The organism is Rhodococcus sp. DMF-1, from assembly GCF_021441945.1.
GTDB classification, from domain to species: Bacteria; Actinomycetota; Actinomycetes; order Mycobacteriales; family Mycobacteriaceae; genus Rhodococcus; species Rhodococcus ruber.
Genome location: NZ_CP090442.1, coordinates 4,831,596 through 4,852,438, shown reverse-complemented (window position 1 = coordinate 4,852,438; position 20,843 = coordinate 4,831,596). Strand labels below are relative to the sequence as shown.

Below are 20,843 nucleotides of genomic sequence, written 5' to 3'. Positions count from 1 at the left end.
GAGCCGGCTCCTCGGCCTCGGCCGAGCGCCGCCCGGCCGCCGAGGACCGCCGCGAACACCGACAGGGAGAAGCACCGTGCCGCATCGCCGACCGAAGCCGTCGATCGTCCTGGGTGCCGTCGCCGCCCTGGCCGTCGCCAGCCCATTCGCCGTCTACGGCGTCACGAGCACCACATCGGACGTCCGCACCACCAACGAGTCCGTCCCCACCGTCGTACCGCCCGAGATCGCGGAGGTCGTGCTCGCATCCGTGCCGGACATCGTGATCCCGATCCACGAACTCACCGGCCTGAACCTGCCCGATCTGAGCCTGAGGGAACTCGCCGCGGGGCTGCCGGAGATCGCCGCGCCCGCCCCGTCGACCACCCCGGCGCCGGCCCCCGCGGCCGCGGACGTCGTCGACCGCATCGGAGCGACCGTCAAGCAGCTCACCAGGGACGCCCCGTTCAGCATGATCGCGCTGGCGGCCAAGGACGTCGCCGACACCGACGCGCGCATCCGGGCCCAGCGGGAGGACGGCAGCTGGGGGCCGTGGACGGCCACCGAACCGATCGACACGAGCCGCGACGACCAGACGCCCGACGAGCGGGCCGGCACCGAACCGATCTACGTCGGCGCCACGAAGGTCGTGCAGGTCCTGCTCACCCCGCGCCCGAAACCTGAACCGACACTCGCCGGCGCCGAGATCCCTGCACCGGCCCCGGCACCCGCTCCCGCACCGGCCCCGGCACCCGCTCCCGCCCAGCCGGAGCTGGGCTATGCGCCCGCGTCGTCGTCACGGCCCCTGCACGCCCAGGAACCCGCCGCCACGGAGGACGTCAGCGCCGTGCTCATCGACCCGGGGTCGAGCAGCGCCGACGCCGCGCTCGACGACATCGCCGGTCCGGTCGGAGGGTCCGGGCCGAAGGTGATCACCCGAGCGCAGTGGGGTGCCGACGAGTCCATCCGCTGCCAGGACGCCACCTACGACGACTCGCTCGGCGGAGCCACCGTGCACCACACCGCCGGCAGCAACGACTACTCCAAGGCCGAATCGGCGGAGATCGTGCGCGCCATCTACGCCTACCACGCGCAGACCCTGGGTTGGTGCGACGTCGGCTACAACGTGCTCGTCGACCGATACGGGCAGATCTTCGAGGGCCGCGCCGGCGGCCTGGACAAGCCCGTGCAGGGCGCGCACGCCGGCGGCTTCAACGAGAACACCGTCGGCATCGCGATGATGGGCGACTTCTCCAACGTCGAGCCTCCGAAGGCCGCGGTCGACGCGGTGGGCCGCTTCCTCGGCTGGCGGCTCGCGAAGGCGGGGCTCGACCCCGAGGGCGAGACCACCATGTACTCGGAGGGCACGTCCTTCACCCCGTACCCGCAGGGCGCGGCCGTCGACCTGCCGATCATCTTCGCGCACCGCGACGTCGGCAACACCAGCTGCCCCGGCGACTCCGGCTACGCGAAGATGGACGAGATCCGCGACATCGCCGCGGCCACCGCCGCCGGACAGAGCACCACGCCGTCCGAGCCCAGCGACGACTCGTCCGACCTCGTCACCGACAACCCGCGCGCACAGGTGCCCGACGTCGACGCGGGGGCTCCGGCCACCGGCTCGGCGGACCGCCTGCCAGACACCGGCTCGGCGGACCGCCTGCCAGACACCGGCTCGGCGGACCGCCTGCCAGACACCGGCTCGGCCGAGAAGGTCGCGGACCTCGTCGGCGAGCTGATCCGGCTCACCGACAACTCGCCGCTGGCCCAGAAGTGGATCGCCGAGGGCGGCGAGACCGGCCGTCTGGGGGCCGCTGTGTCCGGCATCCTGCCCGCCAAGGCAGGGTACGAACGCGCCGAGTTCGTCAACGGCGCCATCTACACCTCGCCGAACGGTGGTGTGTGGACGGTGCTCGGCGAGATCTACAAGACGTGGCAGCGCAGCGGCCTCGACGCGGGTGAACTCGGCCTGCCGACCAGCGACGAGTACCGCGTCCCGGACGGCTGGCGCTCGGACTTCGAGTTCGGCTCGCTGATCTTCAACGAGCTCACCGGCGCGGTGACGAAGGTGCTGCGCGCCTACAACGACGCGTACGAACAGGCACAGACCCCGGCCGCCGCGCCGGCCCCCGAGGCCCCGGCTCCGGCCCCCCAGGCTCCGGCCCCCCAGGCCCCGGCCCCCCAGGCCCCGGCTCCCGAGGCCCTGGCACCGGAAGCGCCGGCCCCCGCTCCGGCGCCCTGACCGATCGATCCGTCACCGCCACCAGCGCTCGAGGATGCGGGCCACCCCGTCCTCGGTGTTGGTGGCGGTGACCTCGTCCGCGGCCGCCTTCGCGTCCGGATGCGCGTTCTCCACCGCGACCCCGTGCCGCGCCATCGACAACATCGGAATGTCGTTGGGCATGTCCCCGAACGCGACGATCCCGTCGGCGGCCACCCCGAGGTGTTCGGCCATCAGATGCAGGCCCGACGCCTTGGTCACCCCGGAGGCGGAGATCTCGATCAGGCCGTTGTCCGTGGAATAGGTGACGTCCACCATGCCGCACAGCCGCGGAGCCAGCGCCTCGGCCATCTCGTGGCTCGTCGCCGACGCCAACCGGATCAGCAGCTTCACCGCCGGCTCGGCGATCACCTCGTGGTCGGCGAGCTCGGTGTTGTCCGGATTCAGCCACGCATGCTCGTAGCCGGGGGCGCTGACGAACTGCGGTGTCGCGGCGTCGTGGGCGCTCGCCCCGATCCGCTCGGCGGCCAGACCGCAGCCGGGCAGCACACTGTTGGCGACGTCGGCGACCCAGGCCAGTTCGTCCGCGGACAGCACGGCGGCGCTGAGAACGCGGTCGGCGGCACTGTCGTAGAGCACCGCACCGTTGGCACACACCGCCAGGGGCGCGAAGCCGAGTTGCTCGACCACCGGCGGGATCCATCGCGGGGGACGACCGGTGGCCAGGACGAACGGCGTCCCGGAGGACACCACGGCCTGTACTGCCGCGCGGGTCCGGTCCGAGACGCGCTCCTCGTCGTCGATGAGGGTGCCGTCGACGTCGGTGGCAACCAGGCTCGGCAGATCTCGTCTCACTTCGCCATTGTGCCGGTCCGCCACGGCGCGGCGCATCCGGGAGTCACCGCGCCGTAGGGCCGTCACCCGTCGGTGCCGGCATCCTTCTGCGCGCGGCGGGCCTTGCGTGCGGCGGTGTCGGCGTCGTCGAGCGCGGTGGCCTCCGCGAGCGTCGGAGCGGTGCCACCGAGCCGCACGGGCACCCAGTAGGCACCGGGCTCGTGCACGTAGCTGCTCTGCAACTCCCGCAGCATGCTTTCCATCCTGCTGTGCAACTCCGCAGTCAGCTCCGACGCCGACTCGTACGGCCGGATGGGCTCGCCCACCGCGATGGAGATGGGCGTCTTCGTGCGGCCGAGCCGCTTCGGGTGGCCCTTGGTCCACACCCGCTGCGACCCCCACAGGACGACCGGGATGATCGGGACGTTCGCCTCGATCGCCATCCGCGCGGCACCGGTCTTGAAGCCCTTGATCTCGAAGCTGCGGCTGATCGTGGCCTCGGGGAACACGCCGACCAGCTCACCGGCCCGCAACGCGTCGACGGCGGCGCGGTAGGAGTCGGCGCCGTCGGCCCGGTCGACGGGGATGTGCTTCATCGCCCGCATCAGGGGACCGGAGATCTTGTGGTCGAAGACCTCCTTCTTCGCCATGAACCGGATGTAGCGCTTGGAGGTGCGGGCGGGCAGGCCCGCGTAGGTGAAGTCCATGTAGCCGACGTGGTTCATGGCGATCACCGCGCCACCGACGGCGGGGATGTTCTCGGCGCCGGTGACGGTGAACTTCAGTCCCTGCGCGGCGAAGACGGTCCGGGCGAGGCCGATGACGGTCCGGTAGAAGGGTTCCACAGTCGGTCAGAGTAGCCGGATCGGCGCCCGCGGGCTTCGCCCGATGTCCGCGGGCCCGCCCGATTCGGGATCAACGGCCCGTATCCGGCCCGGGTTCACCGCCTGGGCGAGGCGCCCCACCGGCGTCCCCCTACCCTTGGGGGTACGTCGGTCAGCACGTCAGGAGGCAACGAAGTGCAGATCACCAGCGTCGGACACGCCGGGTTCCACATTCAGACCGAAGCGGGATCGATCCTGTGCGACCCGTGGGTCAACCCCGCGTACTTCGCGTCGTGGTTCCCCTTCCCGGACAACACGCAGCTGGACTGGGGTGCGCTCGGCGACGTCGACTACCTGTACGTCTCGCACCTGCACAAGGATCACTTCGACCCGGAGAACCTGAGCAAGCACGTCCGCAAGGACGCGACGGTGCTGCTGCCCGACTTCCCGGTCCCGGACCTGCGTCGCGAGCTCGAGAAGCTCGGGTTCACGAAGTTCCTCGAGACGACCGATTCCGTCAAGCACACCGTCAGCGGGCCCGAGGGCGACCTGGACGTGATGATCATCGCCCTGCGCGCACCCGCGGACGGACCGATCGGCGACTCCGGTCTCGTCGTCTCGGACGGCGAGACCACGGTGTTCAACATGAACGACGCCCGCCCGGTCGAGATGGACACGATGCTCGAGTCCTTCGGGAAGATCGACGTCCACCTGCTGCAGTACTCGGGCGCGATCTGGTACCCGATGGTCTACGACATCCCCAAGCGCACCAAGGCGAACTTCGGCAAGCAGAAGCGCCAGCGCGGCATGGACCGCTGCCGCAGCTACATCGACCAGGTCGGGGCGACGTGGGTGGTCCCGTCGGCCGGTCCGCCGGTGTTCCTCGACCCGGCGCTGCGCCACCTCAACGACGACCACGGCGACGAGGGCAACATCTTCCCCGACCAGATGGTCTTCCTCGAGCAGATGCGCCTGCACGGCAACGACGGTGGCGTGCTGATGATCCCCGGCTCGGTCCTCGACGTGCACGGCAGCGAGTCGATGACGCTGACCCATCCGATCCCCGACGCCGACGTCGAGAAGATCTTCACCGACAAGGCCGCGTACATCGAGGAGATGGCCCAGCGCCTGGCCCCGGTGCTCGAGGCCGAGAAGGCGACGTGGGCCCCGGCCGAGGGTGAGCCGCTGCTCGGTCCGCTCAAGGCGAAGTTCGAGCCGATCATGGCGCAGTCCGATCTGATCTGCGACGGCATCGGCTACCCCGTCGGCCTGGTGATGGGCGACGAGACGGTCGTGCTGGACTTCCCCAAGCGGGTCGTCCGCGAACCCATCGAGGGAGAAGGCAAGTACCGCTACGGTTTCCGCATTCCTCCGGAGCTGGTGCGCACGGTCCTGCGCGACGACGAGCCGGACTGGGTGAACACCATCTTCCTGTCCACCCGATTCGAGGCGTGGCGGGTGGGCGGCTACAACGAATTCCTGTACACGTTCTTCAAGTGCCTCACCGACGAGCGGATCGCCTACGCGGACGGCTGGTTCGCCGAAGCCCACGACGATTCCGCGTCGATCGAGCTGGGCGGCTTCGAGATCCAGCGCCGCTGCCCGCACCTGAAGGCGGATCTGTCGAAGTTCGGCGTCGTCGAGGGCACCAGCCTCACCTGCAACCTGCACGGCTGGCAGTGGGACCTCGTCACCGGTCGCTGCAAGACCTCCCGCGGTCACGAGCTGCGCTCCCGCAAGCTCTGACCCCTCGCGCCGCGTGTGGTGACCGAATGTCACATCGGGTCGATGCGATCGAAGCGATGTGACATTCGGCCACGACCCAGGGCGGGGACGGCGAGCACCAGCGCCCCCGACGCGACGAGCGCGAACGGCCACCACTGCCGCTCCCCGGTCGTCGCCCCCGTCGTCACGACGTCGGGCGACGAGGCGGCCGGCGACTTCGGCAGCGCGGCCGTCGCCTCCCGCACGTTGTCGGAGACTCCCTCGATCACCCCGGTGACCGGACCCACGCCGGCCACGAGCTGCCCGGTGCCGTCGACGAGTTGCCGGCCGCCGTCGTCGAGGAGCATCAGTCCGTCGCGCAGCTGCCGCGAGCCGTCGGCAGCCTGCATCATGCCGGCGACGAACTGCGCGTTCGGGTCACTCAATTCGTAGGCGAGCTGCCGCGCACCGCCGCGCAACTGCTCGAGCTGCGCGAGCGTCTCCGGCCCGAGCCCCTCGCTGTCCAGCCGGCCGACGAGCCCGTCGAGCCGGGCGGCGGCCTCCTGGGACACCGCGTCGGGCGAGCGCCGCAGGGTGCCGGCGACGGCCGTCAGCTGCTCGGTGACGCCCGCCTGCATCTCCCCGAAACCGGCGAGCCGGTCGACGACCTCGTCGACGCCGCCGCTGACCTGGGTCGCACCGTCGCCGAGCAGGTCCACCCCGCCCTGCAGCTGCCCGAGCCCGTCGGCGAGTTGCTGCCCGCCGGCACTGGCCTGCGCGAGTCCGTCGGCGAGCTGGTGAGCACCGTCGTCGAGCTGCCGGCTGCCGTCGGTGAGCTGCCCGATTCCGCCGCCGAGCAGAGCGAGCGGCAGTCCGGCCTGCTGCAGGTTGTCGCGGGTGTCGGTGAGCGGGTCGCCGGTCGACGGGGGCGGCGCCTCGGTCGTCGTCGCGACGGTGGGCGCATGGGCGTAGGCGAGGGCACTGCCGGTGCCGATCAGGCCGAGACCGGCGGCGACGAACAGGACGGGAAGGAGACTGGCACGCACGGCGGAGGACCCTAGTCCGGCGATCTGAGAGAGCTCTGAGACGGCGGCAGCCACCGCACCGCGGCGGCGGCCAGGCCGAGCAGCGGCACCGCCCATGCCGCGAGCACCGCCGACAGCGGCAGCCATACCGTTCCCAGCGCGAATCCGGCGTAGACCGCCACGGACACGACCTCGCCGACGACGCCCGACACCGACGTCACGGTCGCGCGGGCGGTTCCGCTCATGGTGTCCTGCATCCGCGCCTCGGCGACGATCATCGCGTTGTTCAGGGCGCCGTAGCCGATCCCGATCGCCACGAAGCCCGCCACTCCGCCGAGCGCGGCCCCCGTTGCCAGCAGCAGGCCACCGACGGCGATCACCGCACCCATCGCGCGGCCGGTCGTCGCCGCGGTGCGACCGGCGGTCGCGGCGCCGAGCACCTGTCCCGCCACGGTGATCGCCACCAGCGCCGGCGCCGCGGACGTGCTCGCCCCGCCCTCGCGCGCGAGCAGCGCGAAGTACTCCTCGAAGGCGAGGCACGCCGACAGCAGCGCCGCGAGCAGCACCGCGCGGCGGACGCCGGCGCTGCGGCGCGCCTCGGCCGTCCCGGCATGCAGCACCGCGCGGTAGCGAGTTGCGAAACTGCCCGGAACGAAACCGGTCTCGTCCGCCGAGGTGTCGCGGGGTGCGGACGGCAGGGCGAGCACGAGCAACCCGTTGGCGACGGTGATCCCCACCGACAGCCATCCGACGAGCGGATAGCCGCCGAGCGCGAACAGCGGTGCGGCCGACAGCGTCGCGACGAGAACGCACATCGTCTCACCGGCGTTCGCATAGCCCAGCACCGCCGGGAACCGGTGTGCCGCACCGCGGGCGGACAGTTCGTCGTACACCAGGGCCTCGAAGGTCCCGGACTTCAGCGATTCGCTGATCCCCCACGCCACGAAGCCGGCCGCGAACCCCCAGTAGCCGGGGAACAGCAGCCAGAGGGCGAAGCCCGCGGTGAACAGGGCCGAGCTGAGCAGCAGCAGACCGCGGCGGGACACCGTGTCGGCCCACGCGCCCGACGGCACCTCCGCGACGAACGCGACGACGGACCACAGCACGAACAGCGACGAGATCTCACCCGTGCCGAGGCCGTGGTCCTCGAAGAGCAGGGCGTACACGCCGTAGAGCGGCACGAGTTCACGGGTGGCCGCATACGCCACCACCCGGAAGGTCGGAGCGGAGCCGGATCAACATCGATGTCGCATGGCTCCAGCGTGGCACGCGCGGACGGGTTTGTCACCGCGCGATACGGTCGGCAGGTGACCGAACGCCAGCGCACCTACACGTGGGACGACCCCGCCCCGACGTCCGCCGCGAACCGCGACATGCACGGCCTCGACTTCCTGCGCGGACTGATCGACGGCTCCATCCCGCACCATCCGACGTCGCGCACCCTCGGCTTCCGGGTGACCGAGGCCCGGGAGGGCTGGGTGGAGGTGAGCATGGAGCCGCAGGAGTTCCACGCCAACGCGGTGGGCAGCATGCACGGCGGGGTGATCGCGACGATGTTCGACACCGCCATGGGCTTCAGCGTGTCGAGCACGCTCGAGGCCGGTGTCGGATACACGACGCTGGACCTGCAGGTGCGGTATCTGCGCGGCATCCAGGCGGGCAGCGGCGTCGTGCGCGTGCACGGCATCTGCGAGTACAGCGGCCGTCGCACCGCGACCGCCCGCGGGGAGGCCCGCGACGAGAACGACCGGTTGCTCGCGACCGCGTCGACCACGTGCCTGATTCTGCGCTGACAACCGTCGCCGGACCTGCACACTGAAGAACATGAGCGTGGAACGCACCGCACTGGACCGCTTCTTCACCCTCTACGGGGAGGCACTCGCCGGGTTCGACGCCGAGGCCTCGGCCGCGCTGTGGGGGGAGCCGGGCACGATCCTCACCGATTCGTTCGCCGGATCGCTGCCGACCCGGAAGGAGATCACCGAGGCCCTCGCGCAGAGCAACCAGACCTACCGGGAGCACGGTCTCGCCGATGTGGGGCACGAGTTGCTCGACCTCTCCCCGGTCACCGAGAAGATCGTGCGGGCCCGGGTGCGCTGGTCCTTCCGGGATGCGAACGACAGTGTGATGGGCACGAGCGACTACGAGTACCTGCTGCGCGACGATCCGGAGGGCCTGCACGCGTACGTGGCCGTCGGCTGCGACCCGGGCAGCTGAGCCCACCCGCCCCGCCCTCCGTGGCCGAATGTCACATCGGTTCGGTCAGATCGACGCGATGTGACATTCGGCCACCACCACCACCCACACGCAGGGGGACGGCTCACGCGGGCGGTTCGAGCACCTCACGCCCGACGAACGGCACGAGCGCCGACGGGACGCGCACGGACCCGTCGGCCTGCTGGTGGTTCTCGAGGATCGCGACGAGCCAGCGGGTGGTGGCGAGGGTGCCGTTGAGGGTGGCGGCGATCTGCGGCTTGCCGTTCTCGTCGCGGTACCGGACGCCGAGGCGACGAGCCTGGAAGGTGGTGCAGTTCGAGGTGGAGGTCAGCTCCCGGTAGCGCTCCTGGGTGGGCACCCATGCCTCGCAGTCGAACTTGCGGGCCGCCGACGAGCCGAGGTCGCCGCCGGCGACGTCGATGACCCGGTACGGCACCTCGATCGCGGCGAGCATGTCGCGCTCCCACGCGAGCAGCCGCTGGTGCTCGGCGACGGCGTCCTCGGGCTTGCAGTAGACGAACATCTCGACCTTGTCGAACTGGTGGACCCGGATGATGCCGCGGGTGTCCTTGCCGTAGCTGCCGGCCTCGCGGCGGAAGCACGACGACCAGCCCGCGTACCGCTTCGGGCCGCCCGACAGGTCGAGGATCTCGCCGGAGTGGTAACCGGCGAGCGGCACCTCCGATGTGCCGACGAGGTACAGGTCGTCGTCGGCGAGGTGGTAGATCTCGTCGGCGTGGGCACCGAGAAAGCCGGTGCCCTGCATGATCTCCGGGCGCACGAGCACCGGGGGGATCATCATCTGGAAGCCGTTGGCGACGGCCCGCTGGGCCGCGAGCTGCAGCATGCCGAGCTGCAGCAGCGCGCCGTAACCGGTGAGGAAGTAGAACCGGGCGCCGGAGACCTTCGCACCCCGTTCCATGTCGATCAGCCCGAGGGACTCCCCGAGGGCCAGATGGTCCTTCGGTTCGAAGTCGAAGGTGGGCAGCTCGCCGACGGTCTCGAGGGTGACGAAGTCGTCCTCCCCGCCCGCGGGAGCGCCCTCCTGCACGATGTTGGAGATCGCCATGTGCGCGCGCCCCAGGGCCTCCTCGGCGGCGTGCTGCTCGGCCTCGAGCTTCTTGACGTTCGCGGCGAGTTCCTTCGCGCCCTCGAGCAGCGCGGGCCGTTCCTCCGGGGAGGCCTGCCCGACCTTCTTTCCCAGTGCCTTCTGCTCGGCACGGATGTTGTCGCCGGCCAGCACCGCAGCGCGGCGGGCGGCGTCGGCCTCGAGCAGCGCGTCGACGAGACCGGGGTCCTCGCCTCGGGTGCGCTGCGAGGCGCGGACGACGTCGGGATTCTCGCGGAGGAACTTGAGGTCGATCACGAGGTCACAGCCTACTCGGCGACGTCCCGGGCCGAGGCCGGCCTACTGCGCCCACAGCTGCAGGTAGTCCTCGCGTTCGAACATCTTCGCCGAGTCCACGGCGCTCGGATGCCCGGCGTGCGGGTCGGCTCCGGCCTCGGTGAGCACGCGCACGACGTCGATCGCCCCCTTGAACACCGCGCCCGCGATGGGCGACTGCCCGCGGTCGTTGAGCCGGTCGACGTCGGCGCCCCGTTCGATCAGGGCCCGCACCGCGTCGGCGTGTCCGTGGTAGGACGCCAGCATGAGCAGGGTGTCGCCCTTCTCGTTGCACAGGTTCACCGGCACTCCGGCGTCGATGTAGGCGGCGAGGGTCTCGACGTGCCCGGCGCGGGCGGCATCGAACAGTCGCTGCGCGATCTCCTGGACTTCGGGATCGATGGGCTCCGTCATGCCCACCGAAGTTACCCGGGGCGGCGCGCACAGGCATGATGGACGGTGATGGCCGAGGAGAGTGAGCAGCAGTCCGACCGGACGACACCGTCCGCCTCGCGGGTCCGGCGTGCCCCGTCCGCGAAGCTGACCCGTCGCGCCCTGATGCTGGTCGCCGCGGGCGCGGTGCTCGCGGCCGTCGTCACGGCGGTGGTGGCGGGATTCGGCGGGTCCGACGACGAACCCGGCGATTCGACCAGTGCCGTGGTCACCACCGGCGCGGTGGCCGGCGAGGCCTTCGGCACTGCGGTCGCCGGGGACTGCCTGACCTGGACCGAACTCGATGCGAGCGACCTCGCGAAGGTGGACTGCGCCGAGTCGCACCTGTTCGAGGTGGTCGAGGACATCGATCTGAGCGTGTATCCGGGCGCCGAGTGGGGTCCCGGGTCGCGTTTCCCGTCGGTGCTGCGTTTCACCGAGCTGCGCGACGAGCTGTGCGCACCGGCCGCGATGGATTATCTCGACGGCCGGTTCGATCCGCACGGCAAGTTCAGCGTGGGCCTGATCAACCCCGGGGAGGCGGGCTGGGCGGCCGGCGAGCGGACGCTGCGCTGCGGCCTGCAGTTCTCCTCCACCACCGGCAACCTGCTGCCGATCCAGGGCAAGGTCGCCGACCAGGACCAGTCCAAGGTCTGGGACGTGGGCACGTGCATCGGCATCAACAACGGCGTGCCGGCGGATCCGGTGGAGTGCGCCCAGCCGCACGCCTTCGAGGTGATCTCCGTGGTGGACCTGTCCGGGCAGTTCCCCGGCGGTCTGCCCAGCGTCGAGGACCAGGACCGGTACCTCGAGGGGACGTGCACCGAGAACGCCAACGCCTACCTGGGCAGCCCCGACGCGCTGCGCAACAAGACCCTCACGCTGTTCTGGGACAACCTCGACTTCGACAGCTGGCTCGCGGGCAGCCGCAAGGTCAACTGCTCGGTGGGCAAGCAGGTCGAGGGCGGCGGATTCGCGTCGGTCACCGGCACGGCCAAGGGCGACATCCTCATCGACGGCCAGCCGCCGGTGCCGCCGCCCGCCGCGCCCGAGGGCCGCTCACTGCCGACCCCGCTGCCGGGCGCAGGTCCCGTGCCGGGCTCCTGAGGTGAGGGCACGGATGGGCGACGAGCGGTTCGAGGAACTCGTCGGAGAGGCCCTGGATCTGATCCCCCCGGAACTCGCGCGGGCCATCGACAACGTGGTGGTGCTGGTCGAGCCCAGGAACGAGGAAGAGCCCGATCTGCTCGGGCTCTACCACGGGATCGCGCTCACCGAGCGCGACAGCCACTATGCGGGGGCGCTACCGGACACCGTGACCATCTACCGCGACGCGATTCTCGACATCTGCGACTCCGACGACGACGTGGTGCACGAGGTCGCGGTGACGGTCATTCACGAGATCGCTCACTACTTCGGAATCGAGGATGCTCGTCTGCACGAGCTGGGGTGGGGCTAGTGGCCCCGTAGCGCGGTCCCGTCGCGCCGTACTTCGGCTTGCGCTGCAGGAAGTGCGGGCTGATCGTCGAAATGATCAGCAGGGCGAGCGTTCCGATGATCACCTCTGCGACGACGATGTAGACGAAAGCAATACCGACGATCTTCGCGATCTCTTCCATGTGTCGATCACCTCCGGTCCGACCGTACCGCGGGACGGCGGTCCGGACGGGGTAACCGGGAGTGCTGTTGCCGGGCGGCGGGCGCCCGGCAACAGCCACCGGTCACTCGATGCGGTCGAGATCGATGCCCTTGGTCTCGCGGCTGCTCAGCACCGCGACGACGGTGATCATCATGGTCACCACCAGATACGCGACGACGGTCCCGACCCCGAACCGGTCGACGAGCCAGACGGCGATGAACGGCGCGGGCGCACCGGCGATGATGGACGAGCCCTGGAACACCAGCGAGGAGCCGGCGTACCGGTACCGGGTCGGGAACAGCTCGGTGATCCAGGCAGCCTCGGGACCGGCGAGAGCGCCGTGGAAGAAGGCGCCGACGCAGACCCCCACCCACAACAACGGCACGCTCTGCATCTGCACGAGCCAGAAGAACACCGGTGCCCACACCACGAGCACCACGGCCGGGACGAGCATCGCGACGCGGCGGCCGACCCGGTCGGACCAGCGCCCGCCACCGATCATGCCGACGAACTGGAACACCGACGCGAAGGTCACGGCCAGCATCACGTCGCCCCGGGCGAAGCCGTGATAGGTGGTGGCGTACGCGATGACGAAGATCGTGTACACGTAGAACGCGATGTTCTCGCCGAGCCGCATGCCGATGCCGATCAGCACCGGGCGCGGACGGGACAGCGCTTCGACGATGCTCGACCGGGGCTCGGGGCGGTCCGCCGCGGCGGCCTGCGCCGCCCGGAAGACCGGGGACTCCTCGACGCCGTGCCGGATCCAGAAGCCGATGACGAGGAGGGGAACGGCGAACAGGAATGCGATCCGCCAGCCCCATGCGTCGAACGCGTCGGCCGGAAGCAGGAACACCAGAGCCGAGACGACCACTGCGGCGAGCACGGTCCCCGACGGCGCGCCCGCCTGCGGCCACGACGCCCAGAAGCCGCGACGCTTGGGCTCGCCGTACTCACTCACCAGCAGCACCGCCGCACCGAATTCACCGCCGAGCGCGAAACCCTGGATCATGCGCAGCGCGACGAGCAGGACCGTCGCCCAGATGCCGATCTGTTCGTAGGTCGGCAGCAGCCCGATCGACGCGGTGGCCGTACCGAGCATCACGAACGTGATGACGAGCATCGGTTTGCGGCCGAACCGGTCACCGAGATGACCGAAGACGATGCCGCCGAGCGGCCGGGCGATGAAGCCGAGCCCCTGGGTGGCGAGGGCGAGCAGCAATTTGGTGATGCCGTCGGATCCGGGGAAGAACAGAGGTCCGAGGACGGTGGCGGCGAGGATGCCGTAGATGGCGAAGTCGTACCACTCGAGCACGGCCCCGGCCATGCTGCCGGTGAGGACCCGCTTGAAGCTGCTGCGTGGCGCGTCCGGCGCGGTGCGCACGGCGATCGGGTCGAGCGTGGATCCCATGGCGGGTCCCTTTCGGATCGGGTGAGTCAGAGTCGGAGGGTCAGTCGGTCGCCGCAGGCACGCGAGCAGCAGGTCATCATCTGCCGGTTCGCCGCCCGCTCGGCCTTGGTGAGCACGGTGTCGCGGTGGTCGACCTCGCCTTCGAGGACGGTGACCTCGCAGGAGCCGCAGAGGCCTTCCTCGCAGTCGCTGGGCACGTCGATGTTGTTGGCGCGCAACGCGTCGAGGACGGTCTGGGTGGGCTCGACCCGCACGGTGAGTCCCGAGTCGCGCAGGTCGAGGTCGAAGGCGTGCTCGACGTCCGGGTCGAGTGCCGTGAGGGACGAGGTGAAGTGCTCGACGTGCAGCGCACCGTCGGGCCAGTGCCGGCTCGCGTCCTCGAGTCCGGCGAGCAGCCGTCCGGGCCCGCACGCGTAGATCTGGGTGCCGGACACCGGCGTCGCGAGGAGGGCGGCGAGGTCGACCCGGGTGCCTTCCGCCGAGACGTGCAGGGCGGCGCGGTCCCCGTGCCCGGCGACCCGCTCGAGATAGGCCATCCCGGAACGGTTCCGGCCGCAGTAGTGCAGTTCGTAGCTCCACCCCCGGGCGCGGGCGTGGTCGGCCATGGCCAGGACGGGGGTGATGCCGATGCCGCCGGCCACGAACACGTAGTGCTCGGCGTCGGGGTCGAGCGCGAAGTGGTTCCGGGGCCCGCGAATCCGGAGCGATCCCCCCACCCGGAGCTGTTCGTGGACGTAGCGCGAGCCACCGCGGCTCTCGGGGTCCAGCAGAACGGCGATCTCGTAGGTGGGCGCGTCGGGCGCACCGCACAGGGAGTACTGCCGCGACAGCGCACCGAGGTCGACATCGATGTGGGCGCCAGGAGTCCACGCGGGCAACGCATTTCCTGCAGGAGCCCGTAGGACGACGCGCAGCACGTCGTCGGCGATCCGGTCCAGGCGCTCGACGGTGACGGTGCGTGACACCGACCGGGTGGAGGGCTCGCCGATGGTGACGGGATGCTGCCGTTGCAGCACGGCCGGGTCGGTGCGCTCGGGGTTCGCCTGCGGATCCCACTGCACCCACACGTGATCGGGACCGCGGAACGAGGTGTTCGGCAGGTAGGTGAACTCCTGATCGGGTACGAGTTCCATGTGGGGAAGCCGCGTGGTCAGTTCCTCGAGGAAGATCTGCATCTCCATGCGGGCCAGGTTCTTGCCCATGCACTGATGGCTGCCGTACCCGAAGGTGAGGTGGTCGCTCGAGTTCGGGCGCCGGATGTCGAACTCGTCGGGACGATCGAAGTGCCGCTCGTCGTGGTTGGCGGACGCGTTGACGACGAGCAGCTTTGCGCCGGCGGGGATGTCGACGTCGCCGATGCGGGTGTCGGTGGTGGCCACCCGTCGCCACGCCGCGACCGATCCCGAGTGGCGCAGGCACTCCTCGACGGCGTTGGGGATCAGCGACGGATCCGCGCAGATCTCCTCCCACACCGGGCGGTTCTCGAGCAGCAGCTTGAACGCGTTCGCGGACGCGTTGGCCGTGGTCTCGTGCGCGGCGACGATGCCGGCCATCATCATCGAGTGCAGGTAGGAGTCGGTGACGACGTCCGGCATCTGCTGCTGCATGCGGATCCCGTAGGGCATCCAGCCGTGCCCCGACGGGTCCTGGCGCATCTTCTCGAGCACCGTGCCCGCGTACTGCCAGAACCTGCCGACCGCCTCGGCGACGGCGACCTGCTCCTCGGGCGCGGGGCGGCCCCAGGTGTTCACGGTGTGGGCGATCGAGTACTTGCGCATCGTCGCCATGTCCTCCTCCGGCACGCCGAGGAAGTGCAGGGCGACGGTGAGCGGTACCTCCCACAGCATCTCGTCCACCAGGTCGGCCTTGCCGGATTCGACGAAGCGGTCGACGTATTCGCGCGTGAGCCGTCGCACCATCGCCTCGTGGTGCGCCAGTTCCTTCGGGGTGAACGGGTCCATGAGTGCGCGGCGGCGCGGCATGTGGGCGGGCTCGTCCTCGTTCACGAGGGTCCGGGCCATGGCGTAGTCGTAGCGGGCGAGGGTGGCGGTGGCCTCCTCGGAGACCGGGGTGATCTTCTCGAGGGCGATGGCCGGTGAGAACACGAGGTTGTCGCGGAACACCGCTTTCACATCCTCGTAGCGGGTGACCACCCAGTAGCCGAGTTCGGGGCTGTAGAACACCGGCTCCTCGTCGCGGGACCAGCGCAGCGATTCGGCCGGATCGGCCTGGTAGGCGGGCCCGAACGGGTCGAACGCCGCGGCGTTCGCCGACACCGGACAGCCGCCGGCCAGGGCCGTGTGATCGACGGGGCACGCGGACGCCGACGCCGGAACTGATGCACTCATACTGACACCGAAAACCTCTCCACCTGCACTGTTACTTTTATCGAACAGTTTCGTCCTCTATGAGGACAAGGAGCAGAGTAAGGGGCGTCACAGAGGAGGTCAAGCCGCAGCGGCGGTCACATCCGGCGGACTCCACTAGAGGGAACACGTCTCTCCCCCGCGCCCGGCAACCTGTGCCCGACACCGGAACCCGGCAAACCGGACGTCCCGAGAAATACCCGCTCGGCCGGAAACAGCCACGATCGCGCCCTCAGCCGGCGGCGGCACCGAACCACTCGGACAGCCGCCCGAGCAGATCCTGCTGGTCGTCACCGACCCATGCCACGTGGCCGTCCGGCCGCAGCAGCGCCGCGGGCACGTTCGGTTCCTCGCTGACGTCGACGACGTGGTCGACCCGATCCGCCCAGCCCGCCACCGACAACCGGCCGGTCCGATCGAGCAGCAACCCACGTCCGCCGTGCATCAGTTCGTAGAGACGGCCTCGCTTCAGCGCCACGTCCCGCATCCGCCGGCCGAGCAGCTCGTGCCCGTCGCCGAAGTCGTAGCGGACCCCGACGGCGGTGATCATCTCGGTGATGTGCCGGTTCACCTCCGCCAAATCCATCAGCTCGGAGAACAGTTCCCGCAGCGCGGTCGCGCCCGGATCGGTTCCCATCAGCGCGATCTGCGCGCGGGTGTTCGCCAGCACGCGGGCGCCCACCGGGTGGCGCTCGGCGTGGTAGCTGTCCAGCAGCCCCTCCGGCGCCCAGCCGTCGACCGCCGCAGCCAGTTTCCAGCCCAGGTTGAACGCATCCTGGATGCCCAGGTTGAGTCCTTGCCCCCCGGTCGGCGGATGGATGTGCGCGGCGTCGCCGGCCAGCAGCACCCGCCCGACCCGGTAGCGCTCGGCCTGCCGGGTGGCGTCACCGAAGCGGGAGAGCCAGCGCGGCGAGTGTGCGCCGAAGTCGGTGCCGGCGATCGACCGCAGCTGCTGCGTGAACTCCCCGAGGGTCGGTGCGGCCGCGCGGTCCTCGCTCACCCCGTCGGCGGGCACGACGACGCGGTACATCCCGTCCCCGAGCGGTACCGCACCGAACCGCAGCTGGGTCTTGCGGACTTCCGTGACGACGGCGGCCACCGTCGCCGGGTCCTCGGTCATCCGCATTTCCCCCAGCAGCGTCTCGACCCTGCTGGGCTCGCCCGGAAAGCTGACGCCGAGCAACTTGCGCACCGTGCTGCGGCCGCCGTCGCAACCGACGAGATACCGCGAGCGCAGCCGAGCGCCGTCGGCCGTTTCGACCGTCACCCCGTGATCGTCCTGGCTCAGTCCGACCACCTCGCAGCCGCGCCGGATCTCGGCACCGAGTTCGAGGGCACGCTCGTCGAGCAACCGCTCGGTGACCGGTTGCGGAGTGGCGAGGCCGTACGGGTGCGCCGTGTCCAGCCGGTCCGGCCACGGCTTGACGATTCCGCCGAAAAGCCCGCCGACCCGGAACTTCTCGCTGACGGCGAGGAACCGATCCAGCAGGCCGCGCTGATCCATCATCTCGACGCTGCGCGCGTGCAGCCCCTGCCCGCGGGACTGCCCGCTCGGTGCGTCCAGCTTCTCCAGCACGAGCGTGCGCACGCCGTGCAGCCGCAACTCGGTGGCCAGCATCAAGCCGGTCGGCCCACCGCCGACGACGATCACATCGATCATGAAAACCCCGTTCACTGGTTGAATTTCGGCCACCCCTCCACACGGACCGGCGCCCCACGCCCGCAGACCCCCACCCGGCGGCGCGACTCCCCTCGGGGATCTCGTCCGCCGGCCGATCCCACCTGCGAATCCCCACTTTCCGCAGGTCCCGGCTTCGACTGGCGATTCTGCAGCACGACGGGGGCCTTGCGGCAAGGCCCCGTGCGCGATATACGTTGAAAGGGGCAGGGAGTCGAAGGCATCCCGGCCGTTCTTTCTCCCGCCCCGCGTTCGATGTGCACCGGAGTACCGTCGATTCCCGGACTCGTGCCCGGCAGCGGGGGTATCAGTCGGTGAGCAGAACGCTCAGGCGCGCTGCCGCGTCCTGGACGGCGAGCGCCGCGGCGTCGACGTCGAGACCGGCGATGGCCACCACCCCGACGCTGCATTCGAGACCGGCCCCCCGGGGCGCGCGCACCCCGGCAGCGACACCCACGGCGCCGCGTTCGAGCTGCCCACGGGTGACGCTGTAGCCGAGCTCCCGGGCCTGCTTCACCGCGTCGGGGTCGCGGGCGTCCTCGGGCCGCAGCGCGAGGATCGCGATCCCGGCCGCACCGCGGTCGAGCGGGTGCCGGTTGCCCACCCGGTAGCCCACGTGCAGGAGCGCTCCCTCCGGCTCCGCGACGAGGATGACGATGCACTCGTTCCCGTGCGCGGCGGAGACGAAGGCCGTCGCCTGCGTGCGCTCGGCCAGGTCGTGCAGCACCGGGCCGGCCGCGTGCTGGAACTGCGGCACGAACCGCGACGAAAGGACGGCGGCACCGGCGCCGAGCCGGATCCGGCCGTCGTCGGCCCGCACGACGAGCGAGTGGGTTTCGAGCGTGGCGACGATCCGGTAGCAGATCGCCCGCGCGATCTCGAGCTCTTTGGCGAGGTCCGCGACCGTGATTCCGGCGGGTGACCGGGAGATGAGGTCGAGCGCGCGCAGACCACGATCGAGCGTCTGCAGCGTACTCATGGCTTCCTCCGTCCGTCCGGATCCGACCCTACCGGCGCGGGCATCGCGCCCGATGCAGCGCATTGCAACGCTTGAGCGCCGCGTGCCGCACTGATTGCCTTCGAGTGACACAGATCACTACGAACGGGAGTCGGCATGAGCATCGAAGGCAAGGTCGCGCTGGTCACCGGGGCCGGACAGGGCATCGGACGGGCGATTGCGCTGCGACTGGCATCCGACGGTGCGGCCGTCGCACTGCTCGATGTCGACGGCGGCAAGCTCGCCGCGGTCGAGGACGAGGTGCGGGCGGCCGGCTCGAAGGCGGTCTCCGTCGTTGCCGATGTGACCGACCGCGAGCAGATCCGGGCCGCCGTCGACCGGACGGAGGCCGAACTGGGCGGGTTCGACATCATCGTCAACAACGCCGGCATCGCCCAGGTCAACCCGATCGCCGACGTGACGCCCGAGGAGGTGTCGCGGATCATGGCGGTCAACGTCGAAGGCGTGCTGTGGGGCATCCAGGTCGCCGCCGCCAAGTTCCGCGAGCGCGGGCACGGCGGCAAGATCGTCAACGCGTCCTCGATCGCCGGTCACGAGGGCTTCGCGATGCTCGGGGTGTACTCCGCGACCAAGTTCGCCGTCCGGGCGCTCACGCAGGCGGCGGCCAAGGAGTACGCCTCCGACGGGATCACCGTCAACGCCTACTGCCCCGGCGTCGTCGGCACCGACATGTGGGTCACCATCGACGAACGCTTCTCGGCGCTGACCGGGGCGCCGAAGGGGGCGACGTTCGAGAAGTTCGTCGGCGGCATCGCGCTCGGCCGGGCGCAGACACCGGAGGACGTCGCGGCCTACGTCTCCTACCTGGCGGGCCCGGACTCCGACTACATGACCGGGCAGTCCGGGTTGATCGACGGCGGCCTGGTCTATCGGTGACCCGAACCCGCGGCACCGGAAGGACATTCCCATGTTGACCAGAACGGTACGGGCACTCGCGGTGCCCCTGCTGGTGCTCCTCGACCACATGATGGCGCCGAAGCTCTGCGCCGAGCTGTTCGAGCTCTCCGAGCAACTCGCGGAACCAGCGTGCCGGCCGGTGTCCGGGGCATGTCGCCACTGACCACGATCCGGTGCGGGGGCCTGTACTCGGCGAGGCGACCGCGGAGGTGGCCGGCCGGGGCGCCGGGATCGAGGTCGGCGACGGCGAGCCGGCGACCGGCCTCGTTCAGGCTGCGCAGCTCCGTCGCACCGACCAGCGCATCGAGTTGCCGGGCGGTGTGGAACATGACCCACGCGCGCACCAGCGCCTGCAACTGCGCGTCCGGCGAACCACCCGGCCGCAGCAGCGCCCCCGGGTCATGGCGATCGCATCGTGCAGCGCCCGGGTCATGATGTCCTGCAGAATCTCCTGCTCGGACTTGAAGTGGTGGTAGATCGAGGCGACGGTGATGTCGGCGTCGCGGGCGATGTCGCGCATCGAGGTGCCGTGGTACCCGCGCTCGGTCATGTTCCGCAGCGCGGAGTCGAGGATCGCCTGCCGACCGTTGCCGGTCCCGACCGAAGTCGCCTTCGCCGCGCTCATCGTCTGCTCCGTCCCGCCGGTCGTGAACCACTGACAGCGTAGTCGCAGGGCGTGTGCCGGAATCGGGCAGATCCGCGCCACGAACCGCCGTCTCCGCGTGCCGAACCGACGAATGTCGGTCCGACCTGGCAGCATCAGCCGCGGCAGCCTCGCCCGGGGCCGCTCACCATCGGACAACACAGGGGGCCGTCATGCCAGCACCCGTTCTCACCGACGAACAGCGCACCGCCGCACTCGCCAAGGCGGCCGAAGTGCGCAAGGCCCGCAGCGAACTGCTCGCCGCCGTCAAGGCCGGAGAGATCGACGTCCCGGCCGTGCTCGAGAAGGCCGAGACCGACGAGGTCGTGAAGAAGACGAAGGTCTCCGCCCTGATCAAGGCGCTGCCCGGCGTCGGCGCGGTCAAGGCCGCCAAGCTCCTCGAGCAGCTGTCGATCCCGGACACCCGCCGCATCGGAGGCCTCGGCGCCAACCAGCGTCAGGCGCTGCTCGACGCCACGACGGCCGCCTGACACACCGGACCCGACGCAGGTGTTCCCGCGCCCCGGGAACACCTGCCCGGGCGCGTCCTGCGCCCACCGCGCGCTCCACA

Annotated in this window: 19 protein-coding genes and 1 pseudogene; 9 read left to right on the top strand and 11 right to left on the bottom strand. The window is 70.5% G+C overall.

Translation table 11 applies throughout. The annotated features are described in order from the left end of the window. Positions 1-76: 76 nt before the first annotated feature. Positions 77-2,221 carry an N-acetylmuramoyl-L-alanine amidase gene (locus LZP97_RS22250; RefSeq protein WP_048774118.1) on the top strand — a complete coding sequence of 715 codons (2,145 nt, stop codon included), beginning with the start codon at positions 77-79 and terminating at the stop codon, positions 2,219-2,221. Between the two features lie 12 nt (positions 2,222-2,233). Here the strand turns inward: LZP97_RS22250 and LZP97_RS22245 are convergent, their stop codons facing one another. Then, complete coding sequence (locus tag LZP97_RS22245) at positions 2,234-3,055, bottom strand: Cof-type HAD-IIB family hydrolase (protein ID WP_010596206.1); 822 nt, start codon at positions 3,053-3,055, stop codon at positions 2,234-2,236. A gap of 62 nt (positions 3,056-3,117) precedes the next feature. Beyond that, positions 3,118-3,879, bottom strand: a complete 762-nt coding sequence (locus LZP97_RS22240; protein WP_010596207.1) for a lysophospholipid acyltransferase family protein — start codon at positions 3,877-3,879, stop codon at positions 3,118-3,120. Between the two features lie 174 nt (positions 3,880-4,053). On the opposite strand from LZP97_RS22240, the gene LZP97_RS22235 reads away from it, so the two are divergent. Beyond that, positions 4,054-5,604 carry an MBL fold metallo-hydrolase gene (locus LZP97_RS22235; RefSeq protein WP_010596208.1) on the top strand — a complete coding sequence of 517 codons (1,551 nt, stop codon included), beginning with the start codon at positions 4,054-4,056 and terminating at the stop codon, positions 5,602-5,604. 29 nt (positions 5,605-5,633) lie between these two features. Here the strand turns inward: LZP97_RS22235 and LZP97_RS22230 are convergent, their stop codons facing one another. Together LZP97_RS22230 and LZP97_RS22225 are read right to left on the bottom strand one after the other, a co-directional pair. Continuing rightward, positions 5,634-6,608, bottom strand: coding sequence for a membrane protein (locus tag LZP97_RS22230; RefSeq protein ID WP_010596209.1), 975 nt, complete (start codon positions 6,606-6,608; stop codon positions 5,634-5,636). An 11-nt stretch (positions 6,609-6,619) separates the two neighbouring features. Further along, on the bottom strand, positions 6,620-7,798 hold the full coding sequence (locus LZP97_RS22225) for an MFS transporter (RefSeq protein ID WP_048774114.1): 1,179 nt from the start codon (positions 7,796-7,798) through the stop codon (positions 6,620-6,622). Between the two features lie 162 nt (positions 7,799-7,960). Here LZP97_RS22225 and LZP97_RS22220 point away from each other — a divergent pair, with 162 nt between their 5' ends. Beyond that, on the top strand, positions 7,961-8,380 hold the full coding sequence (locus LZP97_RS22220; protein ID WP_371851047.1) for a PaaI family thioesterase: 420 nt from the start codon (positions 7,961-7,963) through the stop codon (positions 8,378-8,380). A gap of 31 nt (positions 8,381-8,411) precedes the next feature. Further along, entirely contained in the window at positions 8,412-8,804 is a 393-nt protein-coding gene (locus LZP97_RS22215) for a hypothetical protein (protein ID WP_010596213.1), read from the top strand. A 103-nt stretch (positions 8,805-8,907) separates the two neighbouring features. Here LZP97_RS22215 and serS read toward each other — a convergent pair whose 3' ends face one another. Both serS and LZP97_RS22205 read right to left on the bottom strand, forming a co-directional pair. After that, positions 8,908-10,170: a serine--tRNA ligase gene (gene serS / locus LZP97_RS22210; RefSeq protein WP_010596214.1), complete on the bottom strand. Its 1,263-nt coding sequence runs from the start codon at positions 10,168-10,170 to the stop codon at positions 8,908-8,910. 42 nt (positions 10,171-10,212) lie between these two features. Then, positions 10,213-10,602 carry an ankyrin repeat domain-containing protein gene (locus LZP97_RS22205; protein ID WP_010596215.1) on the bottom strand — a complete coding sequence of 130 codons (390 nt, stop codon included), beginning with the start codon at positions 10,600-10,602 and terminating at the stop codon, positions 10,213-10,215. 48 nt (positions 10,603-10,650) lie between these two features. Between LZP97_RS22205 and LZP97_RS22200 the strand changes: the two genes are divergently transcribed. Together LZP97_RS22200 and LZP97_RS22195 are read left to right on the top strand one after the other, a co-directional pair. Further along, positions 10,651-11,727, top strand: a complete 1,077-nt coding sequence (locus LZP97_RS22200; protein ID WP_017681156.1) for a septum formation family protein — start codon at positions 10,651-10,653, stop codon at positions 11,725-11,727. A gap of 13 nt (positions 11,728-11,740) precedes the next feature. After that, entirely contained in the window at positions 11,741-12,079 is a 339-nt protein-coding gene (locus tag LZP97_RS22195; RefSeq protein ID WP_017681155.1) for a metallopeptidase family protein, read from the top strand. A 262-nt stretch (positions 12,080-12,341) separates the two neighbouring features. Here the strand turns inward: LZP97_RS22195 and LZP97_RS22190 are convergent, their stop codons facing one another. The 4 genes from LZP97_RS22190 to LZP97_RS22175 all read right to left on the bottom strand — a co-directional run bounded on the left by LZP97_RS22190 (position 12,342) and on the right by LZP97_RS22175 (position 18,693). Further along, on the bottom strand, positions 12,342-13,670 hold the full coding sequence (locus LZP97_RS22190) for an MFS transporter (protein ID WP_048774112.1): 1,329 nt from the start codon (positions 13,668-13,670) through the stop codon (positions 12,342-12,344). A gap of 26 nt (positions 13,671-13,696) precedes the next feature. After that, the gene (locus tag LZP97_RS22185) at positions 13,697-16,018 is read right to left on the bottom strand and encodes a cytochrome P450/oxidoreductase (protein ID WP_048774111.1); all 2,322 of its coding nucleotides are present in this window, start codon (positions 16,016-16,018) and stop codon (positions 13,697-13,699) included. 250 nt (positions 16,019-16,268) lie between these two features. Continuing rightward, the gene (gene rox, locus LZP97_RS22180) at positions 16,269-17,696 is read right to left on the bottom strand and encodes a rifampin monooxygenase (protein ID WP_010596219.1); all 1,428 of its coding nucleotides are present in this window, start codon (positions 17,694-17,696) and stop codon (positions 16,269-16,271) included. Positions 17,697-18,021: 325 nt separating this feature from the next. Next, positions 18,022-18,693, bottom strand: coding sequence for an IclR family transcriptional regulator (locus LZP97_RS22175; protein ID WP_040271453.1), 672 nt, complete (start codon positions 18,691-18,693; stop codon positions 18,022-18,024). 135 nt (positions 18,694-18,828) lie between these two features. Between LZP97_RS22175 and LZP97_RS22170 the strand changes: the two genes are divergently transcribed. Then, positions 18,829-19,608 (top strand): acetoin reductase, encoded by a 780-nt coding sequence (locus LZP97_RS22170; protein ID WP_048774109.1) that lies wholly within the window; start codon positions 18,829-18,831, stop codon positions 19,606-19,608. A gap of 31 nt (positions 19,609-19,639) precedes the next feature. After that, positions 19,640-19,792, top strand: coding sequence for a hypothetical protein (locus tag LZP97_RS22165; protein WP_017681148.1), 153 nt, complete (start codon positions 19,640-19,642; stop codon positions 19,790-19,792). 76 nt (positions 19,793-19,868) lie between these two features. Here the strand turns inward: LZP97_RS22165 and LZP97_RS22160 are convergent. Beyond that, positions 19,869-20,254 (bottom strand): annotated as a pseudogene (locus LZP97_RS22160) (TetR/AcrR family transcriptional regulator); the annotation flags it as partial. Between the two features lie 191 nt (positions 20,255-20,445). Between LZP97_RS22160 and mihF the strand changes: the two are divergent. Further along, entirely contained in the window at positions 20,446-20,763 is a 318-nt protein-coding gene (gene mihF / locus LZP97_RS22155) for an integration host factor, actinobacterial type (RefSeq protein ID WP_017681145.1), read from the top strand. Positions 20,764-20,843 lie beyond the last annotated feature (80 nt).